The 26,529-nt window shown below is 67.3% G+C and carries 23 protein-coding genes; 14 read left to right on the forward strand and 9 right to left on the reverse strand.

Features of this window, described 5'->3' with window-relative positions; all coding sequences use genetic code 11:
- The first annotated feature begins 125 nt into the window (after positions 1-125).
- Positions 126-473: a DUF6766 family protein gene (locus ACIHA7_RS07845; RefSeq protein ID WP_397286833.1), complete on the forward strand. Its 348-nt coding sequence runs from the start codon at positions 126-128 to the stop codon at positions 471-473.
- A 66-nt stretch (positions 474-539) separates the two neighbouring features.
- Here the strand turns inward: ACIHA7_RS07845 and ACIHA7_RS07850 are convergent, their stop codons facing one another.
- Both ACIHA7_RS07850 and ACIHA7_RS07855 read right to left on the reverse strand, forming a co-directional pair.
- Positions 540-1,925 carry an FAD-binding oxidoreductase gene (locus ACIHA7_RS07850; RefSeq protein ID WP_397286835.1) on the reverse strand — a complete coding sequence of 462 codons (1,386 nt, stop codon included), beginning with the start codon at positions 1,923-1,925 and terminating at the stop codon, positions 540-542.
- Positions 1,926-2,076: 151 nt separating this feature from the next.
- Positions 2,077-2,448 (reverse strand): hypothetical protein, encoded by a 372-nt coding sequence (locus ACIHA7_RS07855; protein ID WP_397286837.1) that lies wholly within the window; start codon positions 2,446-2,448, stop codon positions 2,077-2,079.
- A 229-nt stretch (positions 2,449-2,677) separates the two neighbouring features.
- Between ACIHA7_RS07855 and ACIHA7_RS07860 the strand changes: the two genes are divergently transcribed.
- The 3 genes from ACIHA7_RS07860 (at position 2,678) to ACIHA7_RS07870 (ending at position 6,715) form a co-directional block, all read left to right on the forward strand.
- Positions 2,678-3,901, forward strand: a complete 1,224-nt coding sequence (locus ACIHA7_RS07860) for a cytochrome P450 (RefSeq protein WP_397286839.1) — start codon at positions 2,678-2,680, stop codon at positions 3,899-3,901.
- Between the two features lie 560 nt (positions 3,902-4,461).
- Positions 4,462-5,445 (forward strand): LysR family transcriptional regulator, encoded by a 984-nt coding sequence (locus tag ACIHA7_RS07865; protein ID WP_397286841.1) that lies wholly within the window; start codon positions 4,462-4,464, stop codon positions 5,443-5,445.
- A 115-nt stretch (positions 5,446-5,560) separates the two neighbouring features.
- Positions 5,561-6,715 carry an MCE family protein gene (locus ACIHA7_RS07870; RefSeq protein WP_397286843.1) on the forward strand — a complete coding sequence of 385 codons (1,155 nt, stop codon included), beginning with the start codon at positions 5,561-5,563 and terminating at the stop codon, positions 6,713-6,715.
- 36 nt (positions 6,716-6,751) lie between these two features.
- On the opposite strand, the gene ACIHA7_RS07875 is transcribed toward ACIHA7_RS07870, so the two are convergent.
- Genes ACIHA7_RS07875 through ACIHA7_RS07885 form a run of 3 tightly spaced genes read right to left on the reverse strand, consistent with a single transcriptional unit; the run spans position 6,752 to position 10,325 of the window.
- Positions 6,752-8,125, reverse strand: coding sequence for a serine hydrolase domain-containing protein (locus ACIHA7_RS07875; RefSeq protein ID WP_397286845.1), 1,374 nt, complete (start codon positions 8,123-8,125; stop codon positions 6,752-6,754).
- 22 nt (positions 8,126-8,147) lie between these two features.
- Positions 8,148-9,599: an ABC1 kinase family protein gene (locus ACIHA7_RS07880; RefSeq protein WP_397286847.1), complete on the reverse strand. Its 1,452-nt coding sequence runs from the start codon at positions 9,597-9,599 to the stop codon at positions 8,148-8,150.
- Positions 9,600-9,650: 51 nt separating this feature from the next.
- Entirely contained in the window at positions 9,651-10,325 is a 675-nt protein-coding gene (locus tag ACIHA7_RS07885) for a TetR/AcrR family transcriptional regulator (RefSeq protein WP_397286849.1), read from the reverse strand.
- Between the two features lie 186 nt (positions 10,326-10,511).
- Between ACIHA7_RS07885 and ACIHA7_RS07890 the strand changes: the two genes are divergently transcribed.
- Genes ACIHA7_RS07890 through ACIHA7_RS07925 form a run of 8 tightly spaced genes read left to right on the forward strand, consistent with a single transcriptional unit; the run spans position 10,512 to position 19,506 of the window.
- Entirely contained in the window at positions 10,512-11,369 is an 858-nt protein-coding gene (locus tag ACIHA7_RS07890; protein ID WP_397286851.1) for an SDR family NAD(P)-dependent oxidoreductase, read from the forward strand.
- Positions 11,366-12,226, forward strand: a complete 861-nt coding sequence (locus ACIHA7_RS07895; RefSeq protein ID WP_397286853.1) for an SDR family NAD(P)-dependent oxidoreductase — start codon at positions 11,366-11,368, stop codon at positions 12,224-12,226. The genes ACIHA7_RS07890 and ACIHA7_RS07895 overlap by 4 nt, the downstream gene beginning before the upstream one ends.
- Before the next feature lie 7 nt (positions 12,227-12,233).
- On the forward strand, positions 12,234-13,787 hold the full coding sequence (locus ACIHA7_RS07900; protein WP_397286855.1) for a flavin-containing monooxygenase: 1,554 nt from the start codon (positions 12,234-12,236) through the stop codon (positions 13,785-13,787).
- Complete coding sequence (locus tag ACIHA7_RS07905) at positions 13,784-14,839, forward strand: alpha/beta hydrolase (RefSeq protein WP_397286857.1); 1,056 nt, start codon at positions 13,784-13,786, stop codon at positions 14,837-14,839. Before ACIHA7_RS07900 ends, ACIHA7_RS07905 begins: the two co-directional genes overlap by 4 nt.
- 28 nt (positions 14,840-14,867) lie before the next feature.
- Entirely contained in the window at positions 14,868-16,421 is a 1,554-nt protein-coding gene (locus ACIHA7_RS07910) for a flavin-containing monooxygenase (protein ID WP_397286859.1), read from the forward strand.
- Positions 16,422-16,449: 28 nt separating this feature from the next.
- Positions 16,450-17,079: an SRPBCC family protein gene (locus ACIHA7_RS07915; RefSeq protein WP_397286861.1), complete on the forward strand. Its 630-nt coding sequence runs from the start codon at positions 16,450-16,452 to the stop codon at positions 17,077-17,079.
- Between the two features lie 5 nt (positions 17,080-17,084).
- On the forward strand, positions 17,085-18,680 hold the full coding sequence (locus tag ACIHA7_RS07920; protein WP_397288679.1) for a flavin-containing monooxygenase: 1,596 nt from the start codon (positions 17,085-17,087) through the stop codon (positions 18,678-18,680).
- A 37-nt stretch (positions 18,681-18,717) separates the two neighbouring features.
- Entirely contained in the window at positions 18,718-19,506 is a 789-nt protein-coding gene (locus ACIHA7_RS07925) for an aminoglycoside adenylyltransferase domain-containing protein (RefSeq protein WP_397286863.1), read from the forward strand.
- A 12-nt stretch (positions 19,507-19,518) separates the two neighbouring features.
- Here the strand turns inward: ACIHA7_RS07925 and ACIHA7_RS07930 are convergent, their stop codons facing one another.
- On the reverse strand, positions 19,519-20,121 hold the full coding sequence (locus ACIHA7_RS07930) for a TetR/AcrR family transcriptional regulator (protein ID WP_397286865.1): 603 nt from the start codon (positions 20,119-20,121) through the stop codon (positions 19,519-19,521).
- 134 nt (positions 20,122-20,255) lie between these two features.
- Between ACIHA7_RS07930 and ACIHA7_RS07935 the strand changes: the two genes are divergently transcribed.
- Both ACIHA7_RS07935 and ACIHA7_RS07940 read left to right on the forward strand, forming a co-directional pair.
- Entirely contained in the window at positions 20,256-21,830 is a 1,575-nt protein-coding gene (locus tag ACIHA7_RS07935; protein ID WP_397286867.1) for a carboxylesterase/lipase family protein, read from the forward strand.
- Between the two features lie 42 nt (positions 21,831-21,872).
- On the forward strand, positions 21,873-22,877 hold the full coding sequence (locus ACIHA7_RS07940; protein ID WP_397286869.1) for an alpha/beta fold hydrolase: 1,005 nt from the start codon (positions 21,873-21,875) through the stop codon (positions 22,875-22,877).
- A gap of 59 nt (positions 22,878-22,936) precedes the next feature.
- Here ACIHA7_RS07940 and ACIHA7_RS07945 read toward each other — a convergent pair whose 3' ends face one another.
- Genes ACIHA7_RS07945 through ACIHA7_RS07955 form a run of 3 tightly spaced genes read right to left on the reverse strand, consistent with a single transcriptional unit; the run spans position 22,937 to position 26,528 of the window.
- Positions 22,937-24,268, reverse strand: coding sequence for a UDP-glucose dehydrogenase family protein (locus ACIHA7_RS07945; protein WP_397286871.1), 1,332 nt, complete (start codon positions 24,266-24,268; stop codon positions 22,937-22,939).
- Between the two features lie 23 nt (positions 24,269-24,291).
- Positions 24,292-25,470, reverse strand: a complete 1,179-nt coding sequence (locus ACIHA7_RS07950; RefSeq protein ID WP_397286873.1) for a hypothetical protein — start codon at positions 25,468-25,470, stop codon at positions 24,292-24,294.
- A gap of 38 nt (positions 25,471-25,508) precedes the next feature.
- Positions 25,509-26,528, reverse strand: coding sequence for a 3-hydroxyacyl-CoA dehydrogenase NAD-binding domain-containing protein (locus ACIHA7_RS07955; RefSeq protein WP_397286875.1), 1,020 nt, complete (start codon positions 26,526-26,528; stop codon positions 25,509-25,511).
- Between the last annotated feature and the right edge of the window lies 1 nt (position 26,529).

Consider the following 26,529-nt stretch of genomic DNA (forward strand, 5'->3'; position numbering starts at 1 on the left):
AGCGGTATGCGGTGCGGCATCCGACGGACGCCTCGCCACCTCGTGGACCGGTGGCTACGAACAGCTCCTGCATCAGTAGCTATCGGGTAGCGAGTCGAACCCGGTACCCGGGGTACTCGGCTGACATGACACATTTCAGGCGCTGGGGAGCTGTCTATGTGCTGCTCATGTTGTTTCTCGGATCGTGGGCCGCCCAGTTCTTCACTCAACTCATCGAATATCGCAACGCGCAGCACGACCATGGGCAACCATTCGAATGGTCGGGTTACTGGCCGGACTTCCTGGCCAGTACGTTCGAGAACTGGCAGAGCGAATGGCTGCAGCTCGTCTTCCAGGCGATCCTGCTGCTGGGTGCCAAGCACTGGATCTTCCGGGTCGACGCGGAGAACACCGAACGCATCGAAGCCAAGATCGACGATCTGCGGGCATACCTGGTTCCGCTGGATCAGCAGCGGCGGGTCCCGCACGATTGACGCCGCGCACCGGTACACAAGATGCGGAGTAAGGCCGGCCGTCGCAGGCGACGGGCGGGCGCGGTGTCAGGTGTCGAGCACCTTGCCCGGGTTGAGCAGGTTGTCGGGGTCGAGGGTGCGTTTGATGGCGATCATGAGGTCGACGGCGGTGCCGTGTTCTTCGCGCAGATACTTCTTCTTGGTGAGACCGATGCCGTGCTCGCCGGTCGCGGTGCCGCCGACGGACAGGGTGTGGCGCACCAAGGTGTCGGAGAACTGTTGTACCGCGGCATAGTTCAGGTCGGTATAGGGGACGATGGTGTGCACGTTGCCGTCGCCGATGTGTCCGGCGACGCTGACCGCCAGGCCGAGTTCGTCGCCCAGCCGGGTTGCGGTGTCGACTGCGGCGGCGATCTGCGAGTACGGGACGGCGGTGTCGGTCACCATGAAGCGGCTGCCGGGGTGGCGCGCCTTGAGCGCGAAGAACAGGTTGTGCCGGTCTTCCCAGAGCGCGTGCCGTTCGGTGTGGGAGCGGGCGGCAACGATGTCGATGGCTGTGTGCGCCTTGACGATCCGCTGGATCTCCTGCTCTTCGGCGATGGCCGCCGGTTCCGACGACGATTCGATATCGATGAACAGTGCCGGTGTCTCGGCGTAATAGTCGCCGCCGCGAAACGCGTTGAGCGCGGCCATGCCGGGGGCGTCGACGAGTTCCAGTCTGCTCACCGGCAGTGCCGCACCGAGCATCTCGACGGCCGCGTCGACCGCCGCGGCCACGGTGGGAAACGAAACACGCAGCGAGCGTAAGCATTCCGGTATCGGATGTAGCCGAACCGTCAGTTCGGTGATGATACCGAGCGTCCCGGCCGAGCCGATGAGCAAATTTTTCAGGTCGTAGCCGCTCGACGATTTGCGCACCGCGCGACCGAGCCGCGTCACCGTGCCGTCGGCGAGTACCACCTGCAACGCAAGGACATTCGCGTGCATGCCGCCGTAGCGGACCGTGGTGGTGCCGCTGGCATTGGTCGCCGCCATGCCACCCAGCGAAGCGTCGGCCCCGGGATCTACCGTGAACTGCAAACCGGATTCCACGGTGGCCGCGTTGAGCTGGGTGCGGGTGACCCCGGGCTGCACCGTCGCGGTGAAGTCGGTGGGGGAGACGTCCAGAATCGAATTCGACTGGGACAGGTCGATGATGAGTTCGTTTCCCTGCGCGAGCAGGTGACCTTCCAGACTGGTTCCGGCGCCTCGGCAGATGAGCGGTGTCCGGGTGGCTCGCGCCCACCGGACCACCGCGGCCACCTCGTCGACTCCGGCCGGGTAGACGATGCCGCGCGGCCGTTGCCCGGTCCGGCCGGTCTCATCGATCGTGAACTGGTCGAGAATCGCTGGGCGAGTGTCGATCTCGAGGGGCGGGCCGTCGAACGCGGTGGTCATCGTGGTACCGACATCGTGCGCACCATGCTCCTCCATCCGGGCCGCCCTCGCTCGACCCCGTGTTCGCATGGTAGATCCCGCGCGTCGGCCGCCGCTGGCGATCGGCGTGGCGGAACAGAACTCGAGCTTTGCTGGAGGCGAGCCGGACGGGCCCGTCAGCGGTGGCTGCGGTGTCGATCAGCCGCGGTCAAGGCGCGTCCAGCACCGTCGCGGGGACCCCGTACGGCAGGAACCGCACGCGCCGGTTCTCGTCGGTATTGTCGCGATGCGCACGCAAGGCCTCGAGCTCACTCGGGAACACCTGCTCGACCCTGGCCTCGCCCGCGTCGTCGACGCGGTAGATGACCCACACCCCGCTGCCGGTTTCGCCGGTGGTCTCGTCCTCCGGCTTCGGCGGACGTGCGCGCTCCGGCTGCACGAACTGGCCGAACAGCGACGCCAAGGTATTCACGCCGGTGCGGTCGACCTTGCCGAGAAAGTCCCGGATCTCGATCCCCGCCTCCCGCAACGCGCGTTCGAGGTCTTCCGGATTTATCCCGAAAGGTCTGTCAGATGCCATCACATTGCTCCTCGAGACGGATTGGGCGCTTCGCCTTCAGTGTCCTCGCGTAACCACGATTTCGCCACGAAGCATTGCCGCGGCGCGAATGTTCTATCCGGCTGGCGCTGTGGTTCAAGCGTGTGCCGGGCCGGTCTTTCTAGGCTACGTCGATAGCCCGATCGGCATTCTCGGCACCCGCGTGAATATCGAGCACGCTTGTGAACCAACAGAATTCGGAGTTTTTGCCATGGAATACCAGCCCATCGTTCTGGACGCCACCGGCGCAGATATCCAAGGCGAGTCGGCGCGGATCCGCCGGCGCGGCCCGATCACCCCGGTCGTGCTGCCCGGTGGTGTTGCGGTCTGGTCGGTGACCGACACGGCGCTGCTGCGCGCCCTGCTGACCGACTCGCGGGTATCCAAGGACCCGCGCCTGCACTGGACGGCCTTCCAGAACGGCGTGATCGCCGAGGATTGGCCGCTGCGCTCGTGGGTCGCCGTCGACAACATGTTCACCGCCTACGGCCCCGCGCATCGACGGCTACGGAAGCTGGTGTCCCCGGCCTTCACCCACCGCCGGTCGCTGGCGATGCGCCCACGGATCGAGGCGATCACCGCCGATCTGCTGGACGAGCTGGCCCCGCTCCCGCCCGGCACCATTGTCGATCTGCGGGAGCGGTTCGCCTATCCGGTACCGATCCGGGTGATCAGCGAGATGATCGGCGTCCCGGACGCGCTGGTCCCGCCGATGCACGCGTGCGTTGACCGGTTCTTCGACACCTCGCGCACCCCGGAACAGGCGGTTGCCGGCTATCTCGAGATGTACGGACTGGTCAGCGAGCTCGTCTCCTACCGCAGGGACCGGCCCGGCGACGACATCACCAGCGTGCTGACCGCCACCTACGACGGGGACGGGAGCCGACTGACCGAGAAGGAGCTGGTCGACACGCTCATGCTGATCATCACCGCGGGGCACGAGACGACGGTGAACCTGCTCGACCACGCGATCTTCGCGCTACTGACCCACCAGGAGCAGCGTGCCGACGTGGTGGCCGGACGGGCGGGCTGGGTCGACGTGGTGGAGGAGACGTTGCGCCACCAAGCACCCATCGCGCACCTCTTGCTGCGGTACGCGACCGAGGACCTCAACATCGGTGGCGTCCGCATCTCGAAGGGCGAGGCGATCCTCGCGTCGTATGCCGCGGCCGGCCGCGACCCAGAGGTGCACGGGTCCACCGCCGACGAGTTCGACGTGCATCGCGACACCAAGGAGCAACACCTCGCCTTCGGATACGGCACCCATCACTGCCTCGGTGCGCCGCTGGCCAGATTGGAGGGGCAGATCGCGCTGCCCGCGCTGTTCGCGCGTTTCCCCGGCCTACGGCTGGCCGTCGAGCCTGCCGAGGTCGCGCCGATGGACAGTTTCATCTCGAATGGGCATGCGCGATTGCCCGTTTATCTCGCAGGCTGAGCCGTGTCGGCTGATCAGCCGAGGGGACTCGATTGACGTCCAGCAAATTCTGGTTCCGCCGATAGCTACTTTTGATAAAAGTGCATGAAGGCATGTGCAGCCCTTTGTGTTTCTGCACATATGCGTGCTCGGTAATGAGAATGCCGACTTACTGCCATTGAGCTCCGCTTCAATCGGGCGGCGCTACCGGGAATGGACGCTTGACCAATTCGACGATCTGTACCACCGTGTCCGCCGGTTCTCCTGCGCCGCAATGTAAATCGAGCGCCATGCGGCTGAAGCCAGACCTCACAAATTGGCAAGTCGGAAGGTGAGATGTAAATAGATCCGACGATTCGGCATCGAGCCGAACGGTGATCCAAGCAACAGTCGAATTTAGTGTTACCCGAGGTTTGACTAACAGTCGTCTCCAGTAGATACTGCTTGCGCAAGCCGGAGCAACAACTCGACGGCGGCTCCGTCTGGGACTCGCTATTCGAATTCGTCGGACCAACGGCGCGCAAATGAATTCGAATGGACCGTGGCTGTGGATTGCCGATGGCTCGACACGAAGGTTGCCGATGTCTGAAAACCCCATACTCAGTTCCACCGCGATCACGCTGCGACAGTTCGACTACTTCGTCCACGCGGTGGAACTGGGTTCGCTGTCCGCGGCGGCGCGGCGATTCGGCATCACGCCGTCCGCGATGTCGCAGCAGATCGACGCGCTGGAGACCTCGTTGGGCCGCAACGTGTTCGATCCACAGTCGCGCCGCTCCAGGCTCACCGACTTCGGCAGGGCGTTCTTCGCGCAGGCCTCGAAAGTGGTCGAATCCGCCAGGCAGGCCATGGCCATGGGGGAGTCCTTCGGCGACGGCGTGATGACCGTCGGCACCACGCCGACGATCGCGCAGAAGCTGTTGCCGCCGCTGGTCTACCGGATGCGCCACGAACGCAACCTCGACAGCGTCGAGGTCAGGGCGTTCACCGACCTCCGCGAGCTCGACGCGACGTTGGAGGAGGGCGGCCTCGATCTCGCCGTCGGACCGCTCGGGCAGGCCGGCTCGCGCCTGGTGCACTGCTTCGGCGAGGAAGAGCTCGTCGTCGTCTGCCACCCCAGTCAGCGCGGCAACTTCGACGGCTCGTGGAAACAACTGGTCGAGGCGCCGTGGATCCGCTGCGGCGCGAACTCTGATCTCACCGACACGTTGCTGCGCGAGGGGGCCCGAGCGGGCGTGCCGATCCGCTTCGCCGTTCGCGCCCCCGACGTGTCCACCGCGCTGAGCATGGTGGAGTACGGCGTCGGCGTGGCGCTGGTGCCGAGGATGGCGCTGCACGGATCGGCCAGGCTGCTGTCGGTGATCCGGCTGTCCCGTCCGGTCCGGCGCGAACTGGCGGTCCACGCCCGAGACAAGTCACCGCAGGTCGTGAAATTCCTCGAGGTCATCAGCGATCCGGAACTCATCCGAAAGTTCGGCGTCGCAGGTCTATTGGCAAGCCGGAACCCCGATCATGAAGCCGCGCAACACCGCCCGAGCACGCCGCTCGGCACGCTGCCTACCTGACAGACGGAAGCTCTTCTACTGCGCGAGAAGAACTTTCGCTCTCTACCGGAACCTCGATTCAGGCCCGAGGGCACGCCGCCTGCTGGTAGCTTCAAGCTACGGTGGGGGAGGCGAGATGAGTGCAAAGCTCGAAGTCGAGGCGCTGAAGGACGCGAACCCGGACAGCGAACAGGCCAACGCTCCCCGCCGCGGCGTCCGAACGATAATCAGGGCGCTGACCGCGATCGTCGCGGCGACGGTGATCTCCGGGTGCGGTCTCACGGTGCAGAAGCTGCCGTTGCCCATGCCAGGTCTATCCGGCGAAACCTACACGGTGCACGCGATATTCGAGGACGCGCTGAGCCTGGCGGACCAGGCGAAGGTGCGGATCGGCGGGTCGAATGTCGGTGTGGTCACCAAGATCAGCACCAAGAACTTCCAAGCGATCGTGGACCTGACCATCCGTACGGACGTCGATCTGCCCGAGGGCAGCACAGCCGAACTGCGCCAGGACACCCCGCTCGGCGAGATGTTCGTCGCGGTGTCCACCCCGCCCACCAGACCCGGTGCGCCGATGCTCCGCGACGGCGCCACCCTCGGCACGGACAGGACGTCGTCGGCCGCGTCCGTCGAACAGCTTCTGGTCTCGATCTCCTTGCTGTTCAACGGCGGTGGGGTGACCGCACTCGCCGAGCTGACCGCGGAGCTGGACGCGATCGCGGGTGGTCGTGGCGGCCAGTTGTCTCATCTGGTCACCGAAATGACCGGTGTGGTACGCAGTTTGAACGACAACAGCGTTCGAGTGGACGCGGTGCTCGCCGAGTTCGGCACGCTGGCAGGCAGCATCGAGACCAGGCAGGCCGAGCTGGGCCGGGTGGCGGGCACGCTGCCGGAGATGCTCGGCGCGCTCGCCGAAAACAACAGAGCCATCGGCGATTTGCTGACAAAGGTGTCGGCGACCAGTGCGGCGCTCGGCGATTACGCCGATACCACAGGCCGACACCTCGCCGACCTGCTCGACAACACCCGACGGTTGATGGGCGCACTGGCCGCCACCGGCGAGGATCTCGCTACGATGCTGGACCGTATGCACACGCTGCGCCCCAAGCTCGACACGACCTTCCGCGGCAAGGGGATCGGCATCTTCTTCACGGTGACCGCGCTGGACGTCAGCGCGCTGACCGATCCGCAAGGCCGATTCCACGACCTACGGGATATGCGGGACTTCGTGGGCAGCATGATCCAGGTGCTGCAACTCGTGCAGTCCCGGACGGAGGGCGGCCACCGATGATCGTCGGGAGCCGAGACGCCGCCTGCGCGGGACGTCCTATCCTCGTCCTTGCCAGCCCGCCGGGTCGACACCACCGGGAATAGGCTCGACCGGCTCGTAAGGCGCGCGGGTGAACACATAGCTCACGAGCTCGAGCCGCTGTGCCACGCCGTCGGGCCCGGGCACGACCTCCAGACGCTCACCGGCGTAGTACCCGTCGAGTCCGGTCCAGGAGCCGTCGGCCTCGGGCCGGAACCGCGACTCCCGCCCGCCGTGCGCGAGGGCTTTGAGGGAGAGCAGACCATCGGCCCGCAGGTGCAGCGCGATCGAGGCGGTGCCCCAGTACCAGGTTCCGGTGAGCGCCAACAGCTTCGGGTCGACGGCGGGCGCGGGCAGCCACTCTTCGGGCAGGTTCGGTTCGTGCTCGGCCAGGATGTCCAGCAGCGCACCGGCCAGCTTGCCGCGGATACCGCCGTAGGTGGTGTTGGACAGGAACAGCACGCCGGTGCGGTCTTCGGGGTCGGCCCAGACGGCGGCGATGAAGCCGGGCATGGCCCCGGTGTGGCCGGACAGCCGACGGCCGTCGCGGCGCTGCAACTGGAGGCCGAGTCCGTAGCCTGCTTCCCACCGGTCGCCGTCCTCGACGATGGCGGGCTCGCGCATCTCCGCGAGGGTGTCGGCGGCCAGCACCCCGCCGGTGTCACCGCCGAGGAACGCCGCCCAGCGGGCCAGATCGGAGACCGTGGACCACAGCTGACCGGCCGCTCCCATGGCTCCGTGGTCGTGCGAGGGCTCCGGCAGCACCACATCGGCCCACGGGTGCACCGCCCAGCCGGTCGCGTGCGGAGCGGCGGGCAACACGGTGGTGCGGTCCATGCCCAGCGGGGCCAGCACCTCGGCGCGCAGCGCCTCGAACCAGCTGTGGCCGCGCAGCTGGGCGACCAACTCGCCGAGCGCGGCGAAACCGACGTTGGAGTAGTGGAATCGGCGGCCTGCCCGATGCAACAGTGCCTTGCTGCCCGGGTCGCCGTCCAGGCTGGCGGCGAGCTCGGCCCAATCCCCGCCCTCGGTGCGCTCCCACCAGTCGCCGGGGGACTCCGCGCGCAGCCCCGCGGTGTGCGAGAGCAGTTGGGCGACAGTGCGATCCCCGAGCGGCGCGCCCGGCACGTGCTTGGCCAGCGGGTCGGCCAGGTCGAGCTTGCCCTCGTCGCGCAACCGCAGCACCATGGCGGCCACCATCGACTTGGTGATCGAGCCGATGCGGTACTGCGTATCGGTGGTCGGCACACTCCCGTCGACCCGGCCCCTGGCCCCCGACCACACCAGTCGGCCGTCGCGCACCACGGCGGCGATCAGCGAGGGCACCCCGTACTCCGCTTGCTCGACGGCGACCCGGTGCAACAACGCCCGCTCGGTCGATGGCAACAGCATCCTGTGACTTCCTCTCACCCGCTCAGCACTGGGACGGATCGGTCTTTCCCGCGACCGGCGGCACACCCTCGGCCACCGACCTGTCCCGCTGGGTCAGCCAATCATGTTCGAGCACGCCGAGTTCGGTGCGGGGTGGTTCGTGGTAACACCATTCGCGGGCGATGCGGTGCCAGTTACCACTGGCGCGGAGCTTGCCGAGCAGCGCGAGGGTGCCGTATTCCACCCGGCGCGCGAAAGCATGTTCGGCGGGCGCGTACTCGTGTCGCCAACGGTCGAAGTAGCCGCGGCGCGGATCGACGAAGGTGAGCACGGCGTGCGCGGCGGCGTCCTCGGCGACCCGGATCTCGGCGTCGGTGAGCAGCCAGCCGGAGACCTCGTGCATCAGGCGCAGGCAATCGTCCGGGCCGGTCGGCGAATCCTGTTCGAGCACCCCGTATTCCACCAGCAGTGCGCGCAGGTCGGCGCCGCGATACTCGGCGGCCGCTCGGACGCAGTCCAACTCGAACTCGACGGCGGACTCGTCCATGTGCTTGAACAGGCCGAAGTCGAGGAAGGCGACCTTGCCGTCGGCGCAGAGCAGGATGTTGCCCGGGTGTGGATCACCGGAGAAGCAGCCTTCCCGCGCCATGGTGCCGAGGTAGAAGCGGTGCAAGATCTCACCGACGCGGTCACGCTGCGGATCGGGCAGCGCGACGATGTCGTCGAAGCCCAGCCCCTCGACCAGTTCGGTGACGAGCACCCGGGCCGTGCACAGCTCGGTCACTACCTCCGGGATGCGGATGAACGGGTGGTCGCGATAGATGTCCGCGACGAGGCGGTGATGCTCGGCTTCGGCGCGATAGTCGGTCTCGTCGGCGAAATGCGTGGTGAGCTCGCGGAACATCGCGTGGTCGGCGACCGCGGGCGCGACCGTGCGCAGCATCCGCATCACCAGGCTCAGGTTCTTCAGATCGGCCCGGACCGCGACGTCGATGCCGGGGTACTGCACCTTGACCGCCACCGCGCGGCCGTCGGCGAGCCGCGCGCGATAGACCTGGCCGATCGAGGCCGCACCGATCGGCGCGGGCTCGAACTCCGCGAACACCTCGCCGATCGGGCAGGCGTAATCGGCCTCGATGACGGTGCGCATCCGCGCGAACGGCAGCTGCGGTGCCTGGTCGTAGAGGGCGGCGAGCTTGCGCTGGAATCGTTCGCGCTGCGCGGCGGGCAGGGTCCCGATGCCGAACGCGGCCAGCAGATCGAACATCGACAGCAGCTGCCCGGCCTTCATGGCCAGCCCCTTCATGCTGCCGAGCACGGTGACGATGTCCTCGGCCGCGTCGGCGAGCGCGCGTTCGGTGCGCGCGGTCCGCTCCGCGTCGGTGCCGCCGACCATCGACAGCTTGACGCCCGCACCGCGAACCGCCTGTCCGGCAACGAGTTTGCCGAACGCGGCCCCGCGCCGCATCCGCGAGGTGGGTATCTGCTCCGCCATCGAACGCCCTTCCGCCAGGGATCGGCCGAGATTAGCAGACGTATGCGTCGACTAATTCGCCGCTGGTTCGGTGCCGCGCAGGCCGGGAGTGAGCACGGCCAACACGGTGTCGGTGTACCCGCGTCGATCGAGCTCGCCGCCGCCCTGCAAGGTGCGCATCACCGGCGGAATGGTCAGCGCCATCAACATCCACGCGACATCGGTGGTGTTCACGTCGGCGCGCAGGACGCCTGCGTCGACCGCCCTGGACAGGAAGCGCTCGACCGCGGCGGAGAGGATGCCGCCGAGCCCGATCAGCCGGGTGTTGAGTTCATCGTCGATGCCGGGGAGTTCGAACAGCATCGCCTGCATCAGGGCCGGGTCGGACTCGGCGATCCGGCACATCCGGTCGACGGCGCCGGACCAGGTCTGGACCAGCCGATCGACGGTCATCTCGGACTCGATCGAGGCGGGCTCGAACACGTCGTCCGCGATCTCGGTGAGGATTCGATCGAGGCCGTAGTCGACCACCTCGTCGAGAATGGCCCGCTTGCTGTCGAAGTAGCGGTAGAAGGTGCCGTAACCGATGCCGACCGCCGCGGTGATGTCCGCGGTCGAAGCTGCGGCGTAGCCCTTCGTGGTGAACACGTGGTAAGCGGCGGCGATCAGCTCGCGCCTGCGTCGCTCGGTGTTCTGTTCGTCGCGTGGCCTGCCCGGCCCGCGGCCGCGCTTGGCTGCTTCGGTCATCCCGCCCATCGTATGCCCCCGGCGTCGGCCATCTCTTGCGCTTCTGTCTGAGACAGTTTACTTTTAGTGACATCAGCGTCGGTTAATTGATCGCTGCTCGATCGGCTGTTCCGGCAGAGGACGACACAGGAGTCGCGGCATGATTCATTTCCCCTTGTTCGCCAGTGCACGACCAGGTTGTCGATCATGACGGTTGCGGTGGTGACCGGAGCTGGTAGCGGGATCGGCCGGGCAACCGCCCTGCGGTTCGCCGAGCGCGGCGCGACGGTGATCGTCGCCGACATCGATGCACGCGGCGGTAAGGAAACGGCCGGGCTGGTCCGCGCGGCCGGCGGCCAGGCGGAGTACTACCCGCTCGACGTCGCCGACGCCGCCGACCTGGCGGTGTTCGCCGAGCAGGTGTCGCGGGCACACGGCGTCCCGGACGTGGTGGTCAACAACGCGGGCATCTTGATCTCGGGCGGCTTCCTCGAGCAGACCGGCGACGACTGGCGGCGCATGATCGCCATCAACATGATGGGTCCGCTGCTGGGTTCGCGGCTGTTCGTGCAGCAGATGGTCGAGGCGGGCAAGCGCGGTGCCATCGTCAACATCTGCTCGGTCGGCGCCTTCCTGCCCACACCGCTCGCGCCGTCTTACGTGACCGCGAAAGCCGGTGCGTGGCTCGGCACGCAGGCGCTGCGCGCCGAATTCGCCGGTCGCGGTATCCGAGTGAGCGCGGTGTGCCCCGGGCTGATCGATACCCACCTGTCCGCCAACGGAACCCGGGCGGGTACGGACGAGCGGCACGGCGCCGAGTGGGCCACGAAACTCGCGCGCGGGCAGCGGATCTTCGGCCGCTCCCCGGACCGCGTCGCCGCGGCGGTCGAGCGCGCGGTGCGCTGGAACCTCGCCACCGTGCCGGTCGGCCTCGAAGCCTGGGCCGGTTGGTATCTGGCGCGCCTGTCGCCGGGGCTCATGCGCGGCATCGTCGGGCTGGCCCGGATGCCGCTGGCGGAGCGGGCGGTTCAGCTCTCGGATCGAGTGCTGGGTGGGCGGCGATGAGAACAGCTATCGTCACCGGTGGGGGTGCCGGCATCGGGCGCGAGACCGCACTGCTGCTCGCGGACACCGGATATCGCGTGGTAGTAGCCGATATCGACGAGCACGCCGCGCAGTCGGTGGCCGCCGAGATCGTTGCCGCAGGCGGAAGCGGACAGCCCTATCGGCTGGATGTGGCGAGCGAGCCGCAATGGGACACGTGCGCCGAGTGGGTGCGCACCGAGTTCGGACCGGCGCACGTCCTGGTGAACAACGCAGGAGTCATGGATACCGGCGGGTTCTACGAAACCAGTGCGGCACAGTGGCAGCGCACCGTCGACATCGATCTGATGAGCGTGATCTACGGGTCGCGGGTGTTCGCCCGGCAGATGATCGACGCCGATGTCGACGGACACATCGTCAACGTGTCCTCCGGCGCCGCGTTCTTCCCCGCCAAGTACATCCCCGCCTACGCATCGGCCAAGGCCGCGGTGCTGATGGCCAGCCAGGCATTGCGAGTGGAGTTGCGGCCCAAGGGGATCGGCGTCACCGCTATCTGTCCCGGCGCCATCCGGACCGACCTGCTCGCACACGGTGAGCGCGCGGGGCTCGATGCCGAGCGGCAGGCGGCCTGGCGCGCGGACATCGGACGGGTCCAGAGCCTGTCTTTCGCCGGTCCGGACAAGGTCGCGCGCGCCATCGAACGCGCGATCCGCCGGAACCGGGCGGTCGTGCCGGTGAATCCCGAGGCCTGGCTCGGGTACGGACTGTTCCGCCTGTCGCCCGGCCTGATCCGCACGGTGGGCAGCATCGGGTCCTTCGATCTGGCCGACAAGCTGCTACCCCGCATTCAGCCGCTGCTGAACCGAATTGCGAAGTGAGACAACCATGAACGACACGAGAGACCCAGCACAGCCGCAGTACGAGGTCGCCGTCATCGGCGCGGGCCCCGGCGGCATCGCGGCCGGGGTGAAACTACGCCACGCGGGCATCGACGACTTCCTCGTGCTGGAGCGCTCCGACGAGGTCGGCGGCAGCTGGCACGAGAACCACTATCCCGGTCTCGGCGTGGACATTCCGGCGCTGGCCTACCAGTACTCCTTCGCCCGAAAAGCGAATTGGAGCCGGGTGTTCCCGCTGGGGCCGGAGGTCAAGCAGTACCACGTCGAGGTCGCGAACCGGTTCGGTGTGCGCGAGCGGGTGCGCTTCGGCGCCGAGGTCGATCGGGAAGAGTGGGACGACGAGTCGGGGTACTGGAAGCTGCGCCTGACGGACGGGTCGGTGGTGACGGCGCGCTTCGTGATCAGCGCGGTCGGCGCCTTCGTCCGCCCCAAAGAAGAGGTCGGCATCCCGGGTACCCGATCGTTCAAGGGGAAAGTCCTGCGCCCCAGCGACTGGGATCACGACTACGACCTGTCCGGCAAGACAGTCGGCATCATCGGCACGGGTGCCAGTGCGGTGCAGATCATTCCGTCCATCGCGCCACAGGTCGGGCAGTTGACCGTCTTCCAGCGCACGCCGGTCTGGTCGCTGCCCAAACCGGACTTCCGGATTCCGGTTGCGCTGCAAAGGGTCCTGGGAGTGCCCGGTATCCAGCCGATGCTGCACGGCGGCGCGCTGGTGGTGGTCGATCTGGCGCTGCGCGCCATCGTCGGCCTGCCCGGCGGCGTGGTGCATCCGGTGATGGACCGCTTCGACGCCGTCTGCCAGGCGTTGTATCGCCGCTACCTGGCGCGGGTGATCACCGACCCCACCACGCGGGCGGCACTGACCCCGACCTTCGGCCTGGTGGCCAAGCGCCCGACCCTGTCCAACAGTTATCTGCGGGCGTACAACCGGGACAATGTCGCGCTGGTGACCACGCCGATAGAGAAGATCACGCCGACCGGTGTCCGCACCGCCGACAAGACGCTGCACCGGTTCGACGCGCTCATCCTGGCCACCGGCTACGAGGTGTTCTCCGACCCGGAGACCTACCGGCCGGGAACGGTACTGGGCCGCAACGGTTTCGATCTGGCCGAGTTCTACAACGAGGAGGGTTTGCAGGCGTACCAGAGCGTCTCGGTGCACGGCCTGCCGAACCGATGGACGCTGGTAGGCCCGTATTCGTGGACCGGCTCGGGCTGGCATGCCTTCGTGGAGATGACCGCCGACCACGCGGTGCGCGCCATCGGCGAGGCGCGCCGCCGCGGTGCGGCGTGGTGTGAGGTGCGCAAAGAAGCGGCCGAGGCCTACCATCGCGAGATCCACCGCAGGGGTGAGTCGCTGCGCTACTACCTGGCCGATCTCAACGGCCATGTCCCGACCTACTACCGGAACTCACAGGGCGACAGCACTTATGTGCGGCCCTCGGGGTTCTTCGAGGCGCGCCGAGGCAGCCGTCGATTCCCACTCGACGACTACCGCTACCAGGTTCCCGTGCCGGCGGGAGCGTCGGCATGACCGCCGCACCGCACGCGCTGCCCACGACCCGCGACGGCGTGCACGTCGAGTTCGCCAGCAAGGCCAGTCTGCGGCTGCGTCTGGCACACGCGCTCCTGCGCGGCACGCTACGACCCGCCATCGACCTCCTGTGCGTCCTCGGTGAGTCGGCCGCGCTGCGCGGCAGCCGCGCGTTCCGGATAGCCAACGTGGCCGACCTGCTTGCGATGCCGTTGCGACCCGCCCGCGGCACCAAACGCCGGGCTGTCCTTTTTCCGGACTTCCGCGCCGAATGGCTCTGGCACCGAGACCATCTCGGCCCCGATGACGCCGAGCGGGCTGCGGCGATCCTGTACTTCCACGGCGGCGGGTTCCTGGCCGGCGGCCTGCACAGCCATCGCAGGCTGACCGCCCGGATCGCCCGTTCGGCCGGTGTCGCACTGCTGAACGTGGATTACCGGCAGCTGCCGAAGGGGCACATCACCGACACCGTCGACGACGCGATCACCGCCTATCGTCATCTGCTGAACAGCGGGTTCGCCGCCGAACGCATTGTCTTCGCCGGCGATTCGGCGGGCGGCGGCATAGCCTTCGCCGCCGCACTGGCCACCCGGACCTCGGCGCTGCCCATGCCCGCGGCCATCGCGGCGATCGCGCCATGGGCCGATCTCGACCCGGAAATCCGGCGCGGGCACCCGAACGATCGGCGCGACGCGATGCTGTCGGCGCGAGCGCTCGCCGTACCTGCCTTGCTCGGTTTCGCTCGCGAGGGCGTGCTGGACCCGGCCTGGTCGCCGGTGAACCACGACTTCACCGGCCTGCCGCCGACCCTGATCCAGGTGAGCAATCTCGAGGTGTTGCTGCCGGACTCGGGGGCGCTCGCGCGCCGGTGCGCCGAGGCCGGTGTGCCGCACACCCTGCAGATCTGGGACAACGCCATCCATGTCTTCCAGGCGGGCGCGGACCTGTTGCCGGACGCCCGCGCGGCCATCGCCGAGATCGGTGCGTTCCTGCGTCGCGTGCTCGACGCGTCGGCCGCGGGCCCGGCCACCGACCACACCACCGCGGCATGACCCGCCGCACGACCACGGGTAGGTTTCCATGAGCTCCACCAGCATTCCCGAGCACGACGTGCTCGTGATCGGCGCGGGATTCGGCGGTATCGGCACCGGGGTGGCGCTGCGCCGCGCGGGTATCGAGAACTTCCTGATCATCGACAAGTGGCATCGCGTCGGCGGTACCTGGAACGCCAACACCTATCCCGGTGTGGCGGTCGATGTGCCGTCACCGATCTACAACTTCTCCTTTCAGCAGCGCTCGCGCTGGTCCCGATTCTTCGCCCCCGGCAACGAGATCCAGCGGTATGCCGAGGAAGTGGTGGATCGGCAGGGTTTGCGCGACAAGCTCCGGCTCGGGCGCGGCGCGGTCGAGGCGCGGTTCGACGAGACCGCCGATGTGTGGCGGGTGCGGACCACCGACGGCGCCGAGATCACCGCTCGGTTCCTGATCAGCGCGGTGGGCGCGCTCGAACAGCCGAAGCCGCCTGCGATTCCGGGCATTGCCGATTACGCCGGAACTCTTATGCACACAGCGCGCTGGGACCACTCCTATGACTATCGCGGCAAACGCGTCGCGGTGATCGGCACCGGAGCCACTGCCCTGCAGGTGATTCCGCAGTTGGCCGCGCACGCCGAGCAGCTGACCGTCTTCCAGCGCACCGCCATCTGGGTGGCCCCCAAGCCGGACTTCCCGTTGGGCAGGCTGAGCCACCGGGTGCTCGACTTGCCGCCTGCCCAGCAGGCGGTCCGGTTGATCGGCAATGTCGCCGTCAACGCCTTCCTCGGTGTCGGGCTCGCGCTGTCGGACTTTCCGCGCCTCACCTCCGCGGTGCTCGGCGCCGGTGAAGTGCTGCTGAAGGCCTACCTGTTCACCCAGGTCCGCGATCGCACGCTGCGGCGGGCGCTCACCCCCACCTATCGACTCGGCTGCAAGCGGCCGTCGATCTCCAACAACTACTTCAAGACCTACACCGAGCCGCACGTCGACCTGGTCACCACGGCGATCGAGCGGTTCACCGAGCGCGGCGTCGTCACCGAGGACGCGGTACATCGCGAGTTCGATCTGGTGGTGACGGCCACCGGTTTTCAGGTGATGGACCGTGGCGCAACCCCGCCGTATCCCGTATATGGCAGCGGCGGAACCGAATTGGGCGAATTCTGGGATTCGAACAGGTATCAGGCCTACGAGGGCGTTTCCGTGCCCGGGTTCCCCAACATGTTCCACATCTTCGGTCCCTACGGTTACGCGCCGGGTTCGGTGATCCCGCTCATCGAAGCCACCGCGGCGCACAGCGCACGGGTCATCGGTGAGGCGTTGCGCCGCGGGGCCACCCGCGCGGAGATCCGCAGGGAACCGCACGACGAGTATTTCGCCCGAATGTATGCCCGCAACAAGAACACCTACCTGTTCAAGCAGGGCTGCGCGGCGTCACGCACCTACTACATCAACTACCAGGGTGACGGCCCGGCCTTCCGGGCCACCACTCAGCTCGGAATGTACTGGAGCAACCGGCATTTCCCGCTGGACCACTACCGGTACACGACTACGCGGCCGGTCGGCGCGGACGCCGCGCCCCGGCGCGCCGTCGCGCGCTGAGCACCCTTTATCCGAATGGGAGGCGACCATGAGTATCACCTCGTTCTTACAGAAGCAGTATCCCGCGGTACAGCCTGTCGACGATTCCGTCTTCGACACCGCCGCATTGGTTTTCACCGTGGAGAGTGTCTTCGACGCGCCGCGATGGGCAGTGTGGACCGCCCTGGACGACGATCACGCGTGGCGGTGGCTTCCGATTCCGCGCACCGGCGTGCGCTACGACTCGCCGGCTCGCGGCGCGGGCGTGATCCGCGAGATGGGTTCGGTCTTCGCGCCGCTGCGGGTCCTGTGGGTGGAGCGCGAGCGGTTCTGGCGGTATGAACCGCAGCGCCGCATCACCTTCGGCGTGGTGAGCGCCACCTGGCTGCAGTATCTGCTCGTCCGCCAGTACGCCGAGAACATGACCTTCGACGACGTCGGTGCCGATCGGACCAAGGTGGCCTGGACGGTCGCGGTCACGCCGCGTCTGCCGCTGCGCTTCGCGACGTGGTTCCCGCCGCTGTGGCGGGTGGCTTATCGAATCGCCGGACTGGGTCCGCTCTTTCGCCGTCGCGTCGCCGAAGTCGTCCGCACCGGCCGCCCGCCGGGCGAGATCGCCACCAACGGCCGGACCGCGACCGAACCGACTGCCCGACGTGTCGAGGAAGGCGCCAAGTGACCGAAATGAACGATATCGCCGCAGAATTCGTGGACACGGTGCAGACACCGCAGTACGAGGTGGTCGCGATCGGCGCGGGCATCGGCGGCATCTGTGCCGGGGTGAAGCTCCAGGAGATCGGGGTCGACAACTTCCTGATCGTGGACCGGATCGGCGGGCTCGGCGGCACCTGGTACAGCCACAGCTACCCCGACGCGGGCTGCGACATCCCCAGTACGACCTATCAATTCTCCTTCGCGCGTAAACCGGATTGGGACCGATTCTTCGCCAAGCGCGACCAGATCTTGCAGTATCTCGAGGATGTCGCCGCCGAGCACGACCTGCCGCGTCGAATGCGCTTCCACACCACCATCGTTCGCGAAGAATGGGACGACGACCATGCGCTGTGGCGGCTGCACACCGACGGCGGCGAGGTGATCACCGCGCGATTCGTGATCAGCGCGGTCGGTGCCTACATCAATCCGAAGACCGAGCCGAACATCCCCGGATTAGCCTCCTACACCGGGGTTTCCATGCATCCGGCCAACTGGAACCACGACTTCGACTTCACCGGCAAGCGAGTGGCCATCATCGGCGTCGGGGCCAGCACCATGCAGATCGCGCCGAAACTAGCCGCGCAGGTCGACCGGCTCGACATCTATCAGCGCACGCCCCAGGTGTATCTGCCGAAGCCGGATTTCGTCCTGCGCCCGTGGATGCAACGGCTGCTGGCCCTGCCCGGCGGTTCCGCATTCGTCAACGCGCTCGCGCAGACCGCCATCGACTCGATGTTGCGCATCGCGGTCTTCACGCCCGCGCCGCTGTGGAAGATGGGTGCTGGGCTGGTCGACGCCGTCGGACGCGCGGCCTACGCGGGGTGGCTGCGAATCAAGGTGAAGGACAAGCAGACCCGCCGCGTGTTGCGGCCCGGCTTCGGGATCGTGTGCATCCGTGGCGGTGCAGGCGGCGACTATCTGCCGACGCTGAACCGGGACAATGTCGAGCTGATCACCGCGGGCATCGCCGAGATCCAGCCGAACGGCATCCGCAGCGCGGACGGCGTCGAGCGGACGATCGACGCGCTGGTGCTGGCCACCGGTTACGAGGTGTTCTCCGATCCGGAGAGCTACAAACCCGGAACCGTGATCGGCCGAGACGGATTCGACCTCGGGGTCTTCTACAACACCGAGGAGTTGAAGGCGTACTACAGCACCTCCGTCGCCGGCGTACCGAACCGGTTCATCATGATCGGCCCATACTCCTGGACCGGCACCGCGTTCCATTATTTCGTCGAGAACGCCATGCGCCATATCGCCGCCGTCATCGATGAGACCCGGCGGCGCGGCGCCACCACGGTGGAGGTGCGGCCCGAAGCGCAGGAGCGGTTCCATCAGGAAATGCTGCGTAGCGGCCGTAATCTGTCGTACTACCTGGAGACTCGCTGCGAGGGCTCGAACAGCTACTTCGTCAACTCCCAAGGCAAGTCGCCGTACATTCGCCCGTGGTCGTTGCTGAAGACCTACCGCAAGGCCGTCCGGTTCGACCGGGACGACTACAGCTACCGCTACGACGACCCGATCGACGCCGCGCCGGTCGAACTGGCCGAGGCCGAACTCGGGTAGCCCGAGCGGTGATGAGGCGTTGCTGGATACTGGCCGCATGGCTCTCGTAGATCCAGCCGCGGTGCCCGCCGAGGTGCGTCCGTACCTGACGGACCTCGTGCGGCGGGCGCACCAGACCTGCGGGGCGCGGCTGCGCAGCGCCTTCGCGGTCGGGTCCATCGCGCTGGCGGATTACCGCCACGGCCGCAGCGACATCGACGTGATCCTGGTGGTCGACCCGTCGCTACCCGGATCGGCAATCCACGAACTGGCCGAAGTGCTCGCGCACCCTGCGCTGCCCTGTCCTGCGGCCGGGCTCGAATTGGTCGTCTACGACGCCACTTTCGCCGCCAGGCCCTCCGCCGCCGCGGGGTATCTGCTCGACCTCAATACCGGTCCGCTGCTGTCGAATCGCGCCAGCTTCGATCCGGCGCGATCCTCGGCCTTCTGGTATGTCATCGATCGCTCGATCGCCTACCAGTCGGGCTGCCTGCTCTACGGCAGCCAGGTGCGGCAGGTGCTCGCGCCGCCCGCGCCGCGCGACCTTTTCGCCGCGCTGCTCGCCTCGGTCCGCGAGCACGCCACGGGGAAGGGCCACCTGAGCGACAATCAGGTGCTCAACGGCTGCCGGTCGGTGGCGTTCTGCCGCACCGGCCGGTGGCTGGCCAAAAGCGAAGCCGCCCAACTGATCATGGCAGCCGAGGCGGACTTCCAGGTCCTTATCGACGCCGCGTTGCGCAGCTTCCAGCGTCCTCGCACGGCAGCGGTGCCGCTACCAGCCGCCGACGTGCAGACCTTTCTGACATGGGTGCGCGGAGAGGTCGAAAAGGCCGTTACCGAAAGATGATTCAGGCGAGGTTTACGGCTCGGTCGACGGAGGAACCCCGACACCGCCGAGGAACGTGCGAATCGCATTGTCCGCGACCGCGTGTGACGGCGCGGTACCCCGTTGGGCGGCTTCGGCGGCCATGAAGATGTGCGCGTTGTAGACCCCGTCGATCCAGTCCGTCGGTAACCGGGGGTCGAGCGTGCCCTCGGCCTGCGCGGCGGCGATCAGGGTTCGGACACTCGCATCGCTCGCATCGCCCCAGTGCGGGTTGCCCGCGAAGCGGCGTGGGTCGGCGAAGAGGAAGACCACGCGGTCGCTGACTTCGACGAGGGACCGCAGCAGGTAGATCAGATGATCGAGCGGGGAGCGGGTGCCGTCGTTCGCCGCGGTCGCCACGGCGTCGACCACCTGCAACGAGTCGATGAGGACGGCATCGACGAGATCTTGCCGTTCCGGGAAGTACCGGTGCAGAGTGCTGCGGCTGACCTCGGCGCGGTCGGCGATGTCGGTGAGCGAGGCGGAGAAGTCGCGCGTCCAGGCCGCGAGCGCGGCGGTCATGATGGCGATTCTGGTGCGGCTGCGGGGGCCGCTCGACGGAGCGTGCGTCGCGTCGGAGTGCCCGCGGCTGACCATGGCCGAACAGTAGCACCCCCAAGGAATCAATGGGACGAACGCGGTTGTTAATGAGACAGTAGTGTCCTATTTTGGAGTCTGCCTGTAGTGGACAGGCGCCCGACCGTCGGCCGGAAACCAGGAAAGGCCCTCCGATGAAGTCACGACTGGCCGCCGGAAGCTGTGCGCTCGCCGCGCTCCTGATCGCAGTCCTGCTCACCGCCTGTGCGCAGGACCGAGCCGACCCGGCGGTGGTGCACACGACCAGTGGCGCAGTGCGCGGTGCGGTGCACCCGGATCACCGCCTCTTCCAGGGGATTCCGTTCGCGCAGCCACCCGTCGGCGAACTGCGTTGGCAGCCGCCGCGATCCGCACCGGCCTGGTCGGGCGAGCGGGACGCGACCACACCGGGCTCGTTGTGTATGCAGAATCCGGCCGACCCGTCCGAGGGACCGCAATCCGAGGACTGCCTCTACCTCAATGTCACCACACCGGCGGCGAAAGCCACCCGTCCGCGACCGGTCATGGTCTGGCTGCACGGCGGCGGTTTCTATCAGGGCAATGCGGCCGAGTACGGTGCCGCCCGGCTGGCGAGCCAGGGTGACGTGATCGTGGTGACCGCCAACTATCGCCTCGGCGTCTTCGGTTTCCTGCGCCTACCCGGCATGGCCGACGGCGGCACGTTCGGTCTCCAGGACCAGCAACTGGCACTGCGCTGGGCAACGGCCAATGCGGCGGCGTTCGGCGGCGATCCCGGCAATATCACCCTGTTCGGCGAGTCGGCCGGCGCGATGAGCACCTGCGCGCAGCTCACGTCACCCGCTGCGACCGGTTTGTTCCACAAGGTCATCATGCAGAGCGGGACATGCATGTCGGAGTGGCCGCCCTACGCCGCCGACGGAACCGGCAGCACCGCGTTCGATCCTCCAGCATACGCCGAACGGCAGGGGCGCGCACTGTCGGAGAGCCTCGGCTGCCCGCCGGACGGCGTCGACCTCACGTGCCTCCGTCGAGCCCCGACCGACCGATTGCTGGCCGGCCCGGCCCAGTTCGGCCCCAGCTACGGCAACGCACTACTACCCGATCACCCGGCAATCGCGTTGCGCGAGGGCCGATTCGCGCGTGTGCCGATCATCCTGGGCAACAATCGCGACGAGGCACGCGTGTCGATCGTCGGCACGGTGCCGTCACCATTGACGGCGGCCGAATACCGGCGAGTACTCGACGCCGACTTCGGCACCCGCGCCGACGCCGTGGCCGCCGCCTATCCCGCGCAGGCCGGTGACAACGCGAATACGCTGGCCCAGCTCAACACCGATCGCACGTGGGCGTACACCACCAGAAACGCCCGCGACGCCCTGGCCGGGTCGGTCGCCGTGTTCGCCTACGAGTTCGCCGATCCGGCGCCGCCGCCGTTCGCGGACCTACCCGCCGCGCCGTTTCCGTACGGCGCGTACCACGGGTCCGAATTGGCTTACCTGTTCGAGCTGCCCGGCCTGGCGCGCGGACTCGATGGCGCGCAACGCGGGCTCGCCGATGCGATGATCGACTACTGGTCGGCGTTCGCGCACAAGAGTGAGCCTGCTGTGCCGGACCGGCCCGCGTGGGCTCCGGTCGCGGGGGAGCGGCCGTTCGTCCAGTCGCTGGCCCCCGGGCCGGGCGGGATCGGACCCACCGACTTCGACGCCGGACACCACATCGACTTCTGGATTCGCCTCGGGCACGGCTGAGGCAATCCCCGAACTGTGCACGGCCCTATCGGAAGGCGCTCGATGAACGACGAAAAGCAATTGGCGCCCAACGCAACTCGGCGGCGTTGGGGCAGGCGGCGGCTGCTGACAATCACCGCCGGAGTGGTCACGCTCGGCCTGGTGGCCTGGCTCGCGATCCGCGACACCTCTCCGGTCGGCCACTTCACCTCCGCGGCGGGCCATGACCGATTCTTCGACACCTACACACGGGCGATGCGCGACCTGCCCGCACCGAGCGCCACACTGGATCTGCGGACCGACTACGGCGTGGTCCGGGTGTATCGCTTCGACGGCGCCGATCCCACCGCACCCCCACTGGTTCTGCTGCCCGGACGCGCCGCCGCCACACCGATGTGGGCGGACAACCTGCCCACGCTGACCAAGCTGCGCACGGTCTACGCCATCGACCTGCTCGGTGAACCAGGTGCAAGTATCCAGACGCGCCCCATCGAGCACGATGACGACCAGGCGCGCTGGTTGCATCAGGCCCTCCAGCAGTTGCCCGAGCAGCGGCTGTACCTGCTCGGCGTCTCCATCGGCGGCTGGACGGCCACCAATCTCGCGGTCCGGCAGCCGGACAAGATCGCGGGCGTCATCCTGCTCGATCCGGCAATGACGTTCGCGGGCATGCCGTTTCGCGCGATCATCCGGTCGATACCGGCGACCGTCCGCTGGTTCCCGAAGAGCTGGCGCGACGACTTCAACAGCTGGACCGCGGGCGGCGCCCCGGTCGAGGACGTCCCCGTCGCCGACATGATCGAAGCAGGCATGCAGACCTACGCGCTGCACCTGCCCGCGCCGACGGAGTTCTCCGACAGCCAGCTGAAGAGCTTGAAGATGCCCGTCCTGGTCTTCCTGGCCGGCCGGTCGGTGATGCACGACAGCGCGGCGGCGGCTCGACGGGCCGAGTCCGTGCTCGCCGACGCCACCGTGCGGGTCTACCCGGACGCCTCACACGCGATCAACGGTGAGTATCCCGCCGAGATAGCCGCTGACACTGCCTCTTTCCTCGCCGAGACCGGCTGACGCTGCCGGATCGGCGCAGCGGAAAGGCCCGGAACCTGGATGGCTCCGGGCCTTTCGCGTCAGCCCGCGAGATCCAGATCGGTCAGCTTCGGACTTCCGCCACCGACACGGTCGCAGGACAGTCCCGCGAGGTGCAGGACAAGCGGGTCCAGGTGATTGCGGGCGTCGATCACCGAGCGGCCGATGAGCAAGCCTGCCATCCGCTTCCAGTCCAGGTCGCGGAACTCCGGCCACTCGGTGAGCACCATGATCGCGGCCGAACCGTGTGCCGCGTGGTACGCGGTGTCCATGACTCGAAGGCCATCTGTCGTGCCCGGCACCGCTTTTCGGACGCTGGGGTCGTAAGCGCGTAAGTCCGCGCCCTCGGCGGCCAGCCGCCCCGCGATCGTCAAGGCCGGCGAGTCCCGCAGGTCGTCGGTGCCGGCCTTGAAGGTCAACCCCAGCAAGCCGATCCGAACCCCCGCCAATCGTCCACCGACCGCGGTACGAACCTTGTCCACCACCAGCTCGTGCTGTCTGGCGTTGGTGTCGATGGCGGCGCGCAGCAGCGGGAACTCGCAGCCGACAGTCTGCGCCGACCGCAACAGTGCCGCCGTGTCCTTGGGCAGACAGGACCCGCCCCATCCCGGGCCTGGGCGCAGGAACTGGTTACCGATCCGCTGGTCGTACCCCATGCCCGCGGTCACGTCGCCGATGTCCGCGCCGAGATACTCACACAACTCGGCGATGGCGTTCACATAGGACAGGCGAGTGGCCAGGTAGCAGTTGGCCGCGTATTTGATCATCTCCGCGCTCGCCGCACCGGTGCACAGCACAGGCGCGTCGAGCCGCCGGTACAGTGCGGCAACACGTTCGGCGGAGTCCGGGTCGTCCGAGCCGACCACGATCCGATCGGGATTCAGGAAGTCGTAGATCGCGGATCCTTCCCGCAGGAACTCCGGGTTGGACACGACCGTGACGTCGTCGCGGCCGATCAGCTCGGTGATGCGCACCGCCGTACCCACCGGCACGGTCGACTTGTTCACCACGACACATCCGGGTAGCAGCTGGGGCCGCAACTCCGCGACGACGGACTCCAGCATGCTCAGATTCGCCGCTCCGTCGCGGCCCATCGGCGTCGGGACACAGAGGATGACGAACTCGGCCTCGGCGACCGCCGCGCTCGCGCCGAGCACGAAATTCAGTCGCCCGGAAGCCAATCCGTCCACGACGAGCTCACACATGCCCGGCTCCGCGATGGTGGATTCACCGCCGGACAAGGTCTTCACCTTCGCCGGATCGACGTCCGCGCAGATCACTCGGTGGCCGAGCGAAGCAAGGCACACCGCCGTCGTCAGTCCGACATAGCCGGCGCCGACCACGGCGACAGTAGTATTGAACACAGCATTCATCTCCTTGATACCGATGGGCGGGGTCAGAGCGGAATCGCTCGAATGCCCTTGAACGGAGCCTCTTTTCCGAGATAGTCGACGGTCTCGAACAAGCCGACCGCGTCCATCGGGAATCGGGCACCGGCCTCGGCGGCGAAGATGCACGGCTGGATCGTCTTGCGTTCCGAGGCGCCGGAGCCACCGCTCTTACGAATGTGCTTGTGCGTGTGGATCAGGATGGGCATGAAACCGCCGCCGAGGAACGAGCCGTTCTGCAGGATGGCGCCGCCGACGCAGTCGATCACCAAACCCTTGCCCAGAATGGAATCGCGACCCTGGTAGTAGTAGGACGGGGTGGCGAGGGTGCCGTGCTCGACGTGGAAGACACCGGCCGAGAGTCCGATGATCGAGCGGCCGCTGATCCGCAGGATGGACTTGTAGAAGTCCACCAGGATCGGTCGCACCTTGGCGTCGGGCAGTTTGAACTCCGGGCACAGCAGGACGATGCGCATCAACTCCGCGAGCGTGATCCCGGCGCCGTCCGGGCCGGGAAACTCCTGGTCCCATGGCACCAGATAGTCCGAAGGGGCGACCATGGTCGTGCCGGCGTCCTCGACGATCAACCGCTCCGCGTCCGACGTCGCGGCAGGCACCTTGGTGTGCCCGAGGACTCGCCCGGCGAGCAGGTATCGGCTCTCCAGTGTCTTCAAGGTGCTCGCGGTGATCAGCAGATCGATGCGCGCCTCGGCGGTGTCCGGAATGGTGAACAGGTGATCGATGCCGTCGGTCGGCACGTTGATCTTCGCCTCGAGACTGCGCGCGGGCAGCGGCTCGTAGGAGTCCACGACCTCCTGGAGTGCGCCGGCGAACTCGCCGGGCCCGAGCCGAACCAGCTCCTGCGCGGCGTGCGCTCGGTAGTCGTAGGGGATGGACATCGAGGTCGACAGCACGATACCGGCCAGCAGTGCGCGGTGCCGATCGTCGTCCAACGACTCCGCGGCCAGTTCCAGCGACAGATACGCCGACCGCTCGCCGGGCCGGTGCACCCAGCTCACGGTGAAGGGGTGCTCGAATCGGCAAGCCTGCGCGAACAGGTCGTACGCGGATTCCGCGGACTTGATCTCGGTCGCGATGCGGGTGCGGGCCGACTCCACATCAGTGACCTCGGGCAGCATGTCGGGGGCGACGCGCAGGAGTGTCGAAACGTCCTCGTAGGTTTGCATGGTAAATCTCTTTCGATCGTGCGAATACATTGTCGTGCTTAAACTTTGCTGAACTGACCGCCGAGGTCTGCCATGAATTGATGCTCCGGCAGTCGCAGCGGGGGAGTGGATACCGCGGTGCGGCACAATAGATCCAACTGGATGAGCAGCGCCTCCTTGAAATGGTTTCCGGAGACCGGGAAACGATGCTGCGACGCGGCATCGCGGATATGGACGGCGTGTTCGTTCTTGTAGTCGACCGCCACGCCGTAGTGCGGTTCGAATACCAAAGTCACGTGCCTGCCGGAGGCGAACTCCACGTCCGCGAAGCGGTAGCGCAGTTCGTCACCGTAGGGGATCAGTGATCGATGGATGTGGTTCTTCGCGACAGCTCCGGAGAAGGCGAAACCGGCCAGGTCCGCGTGGCCGATAACGCCTTTGGACGAGGCGTAGATTTCGACTTCGGGCGAGCCCGCTATCGACGTGCAGACCCGCATCTCCGGCGTCACCGACATCGGTACCGTGCGCAGATAGGTCTGATACTGGTCGGCGGGCAGGACCGAACGGAGAATGCTCAGCATGTGGAAGAACTCGTACCCGGGCTCGCCGTACTGAGTATCGACGAACCTGCCGTTCGCGACGTCGCGCTCCCGGTTCTTGGTGAACTCGATCGTGATCTTCCTGATCTGATCCGAGGCCCGGAACTGCCGCACCGACTCCGTGAAGCGCCGCACGGCCGCGCTGTAGGCGTAGACGTCGTTGACGACGATCCGCGCCCGCGGATGCCGCCGGACCAGGCTGGTCAGATCGGCGAACTCCGTCGGGTAGCACGCCGGCTTCTCGAGCAGGATGCGTGCGTCCCGTTGGTAACTCAGCACCTCACCGAGCACCGGCAGGTGGGTGGCCGTCGGGGTGGCGACCACCCAGGCCGCCACCTGCGTCGGGTCGGGTACCTGCGCTAACCGGTCGAAGTCGGCCTCGGCCTTCTGGTCCACGGTGCTGATCTGGTGGCCCGCCTGCGCGAAGTACGCGGCATGGCGTGCGCCGATCATCCCGGCGCCGATGACAACGATGCGCATG

It is taken from the genome of Nocardia sp. NPDC052316, from assembly GCF_044547795.1.
Lineage (GTDB): Bacteria > Actinomycetota > Actinomycetes > Mycobacteriales > Mycobacteriaceae > Nocardia.

What these genes read in the sequence shown, in the direction of transcription:
- ACIHA7_RS07845 (WP_397286833.1), top strand. Translation starts at nt 126, where the DNA reads ATGACACATTTCAGGCGCTGGGGAGCTGTCTATGTGCTGCTCATGTTG.
- ACIHA7_RS07850 (WP_397286835.1), bottom strand. Translation starts at nt 1,925, where the DNA reads ATGGAGGAGCATGGTGCGCACGATGTCGGTACCACGATGACCACCGCG.
- ACIHA7_RS07855 (WP_397286837.1), bottom strand. Translation starts at nt 2,448, where the DNA reads ATGGCATCTGACAGACCTTTCGGGATAAATCCGGAAGACCTCGAACGC.
- ACIHA7_RS07860 (WP_397286839.1), top strand. Translation starts at nt 2,678, where the DNA reads ATGGAATACCAGCCCATCGTTCTGGACGCCACCGGCGCAGATATCCAA.
- ACIHA7_RS07865 (WP_397286841.1), top strand. Translation starts at nt 4,462, where the DNA reads ATGTCTGAAAACCCCATACTCAGTTCCACCGCGATCACGCTGCGACAG.
- ACIHA7_RS07870 (WP_397286843.1), top strand. Translation starts at nt 5,561, where the DNA reads ATGAGTGCAAAGCTCGAAGTCGAGGCGCTGAAGGACGCGAACCCGGAC.
- ACIHA7_RS07875 (WP_397286845.1), bottom strand. Translation starts at nt 8,125, where the DNA reads ATGCTGTTGCCATCGACCGAGCGGGCGTTGTTGCACCGGGTCGCCGTC.
- ACIHA7_RS07880 (WP_397286847.1), bottom strand. Translation starts at nt 9,599, where the DNA reads ATGGCGGAGCAGATACCCACCTCGCGGATGCGGCGCGGGGCCGCGTTC.
- ACIHA7_RS07885 (WP_397286849.1), bottom strand. Translation starts at nt 10,325, where the DNA reads ATGACCGAAGCAGCCAAGCGCGGCCGCGGGCCGGGCAGGCCACGCGAC.
- ACIHA7_RS07890 (WP_397286851.1), top strand. Translation starts at nt 10,512, where the DNA reads ATGACGGTTGCGGTGGTGACCGGAGCTGGTAGCGGGATCGGCCGGGCA.
- ACIHA7_RS07895 (WP_397286853.1), top strand. Translation starts at nt 11,366, where the DNA reads ATGAGAACAGCTATCGTCACCGGTGGGGGTGCCGGCATCGGGCGCGAG.
- ACIHA7_RS07900 (WP_397286855.1), top strand. Translation starts at nt 12,234, where the DNA reads ATGAACGACACGAGAGACCCAGCACAGCCGCAGTACGAGGTCGCCGTC.
- ACIHA7_RS07905 (WP_397286857.1), top strand. Translation starts at nt 13,784, where the DNA reads ATGACCGCCGCACCGCACGCGCTGCCCACGACCCGCGACGGCGTGCAC.
- ACIHA7_RS07910 (WP_397286859.1), top strand. Translation starts at nt 14,868, where the DNA reads ATGAGCTCCACCAGCATTCCCGAGCACGACGTGCTCGTGATCGGCGCG.
- ACIHA7_RS07915 (WP_397286861.1), top strand. Translation starts at nt 16,450, where the DNA reads ATGAGTATCACCTCGTTCTTACAGAAGCAGTATCCCGCGGTACAGCCT.
- ACIHA7_RS07920 (WP_397288679.1), top strand. Translation starts at nt 17,085, where the DNA reads ATGAACGATATCGCCGCAGAATTCGTGGACACGGTGCAGACACCGCAG.
- ACIHA7_RS07925 (WP_397286863.1), top strand. Translation starts at nt 18,718, where the DNA reads ATGGCTCTCGTAGATCCAGCCGCGGTGCCCGCCGAGGTGCGTCCGTAC.
- ACIHA7_RS07930 (WP_397286865.1), bottom strand. Translation starts at nt 20,121, where the DNA reads ATGGTCAGCCGCGGGCACTCCGACGCGACGCACGCTCCGTCGAGCGGC.
- ACIHA7_RS07935 (WP_397286867.1), top strand. Translation starts at nt 20,256, where the DNA reads ATGAAGTCACGACTGGCCGCCGGAAGCTGTGCGCTCGCCGCGCTCCTG.
- ACIHA7_RS07940 (WP_397286869.1), top strand. Translation starts at nt 21,873, where the DNA reads ATGAACGACGAAAAGCAATTGGCGCCCAACGCAACTCGGCGGCGTTGG.
- ACIHA7_RS07945 (WP_397286871.1), bottom strand. Translation starts at nt 24,268, where the DNA reads ATGAATGCTGTGTTCAATACTACTGTCGCCGTGGTCGGCGCCGGCTAT.
- ACIHA7_RS07950 (WP_397286873.1), bottom strand. Translation starts at nt 25,470, where the DNA reads ATGCAAACCTACGAGGACGTTTCGACACTCCTGCGCGTCGCCCCCGAC.
- ACIHA7_RS07955 (WP_397286875.1), bottom strand. Translation starts at nt 26,528, where the DNA reads ATGCGCATCGTTGTCATCGGCGCCGGGATGATCGGCGCACGCCATGCC.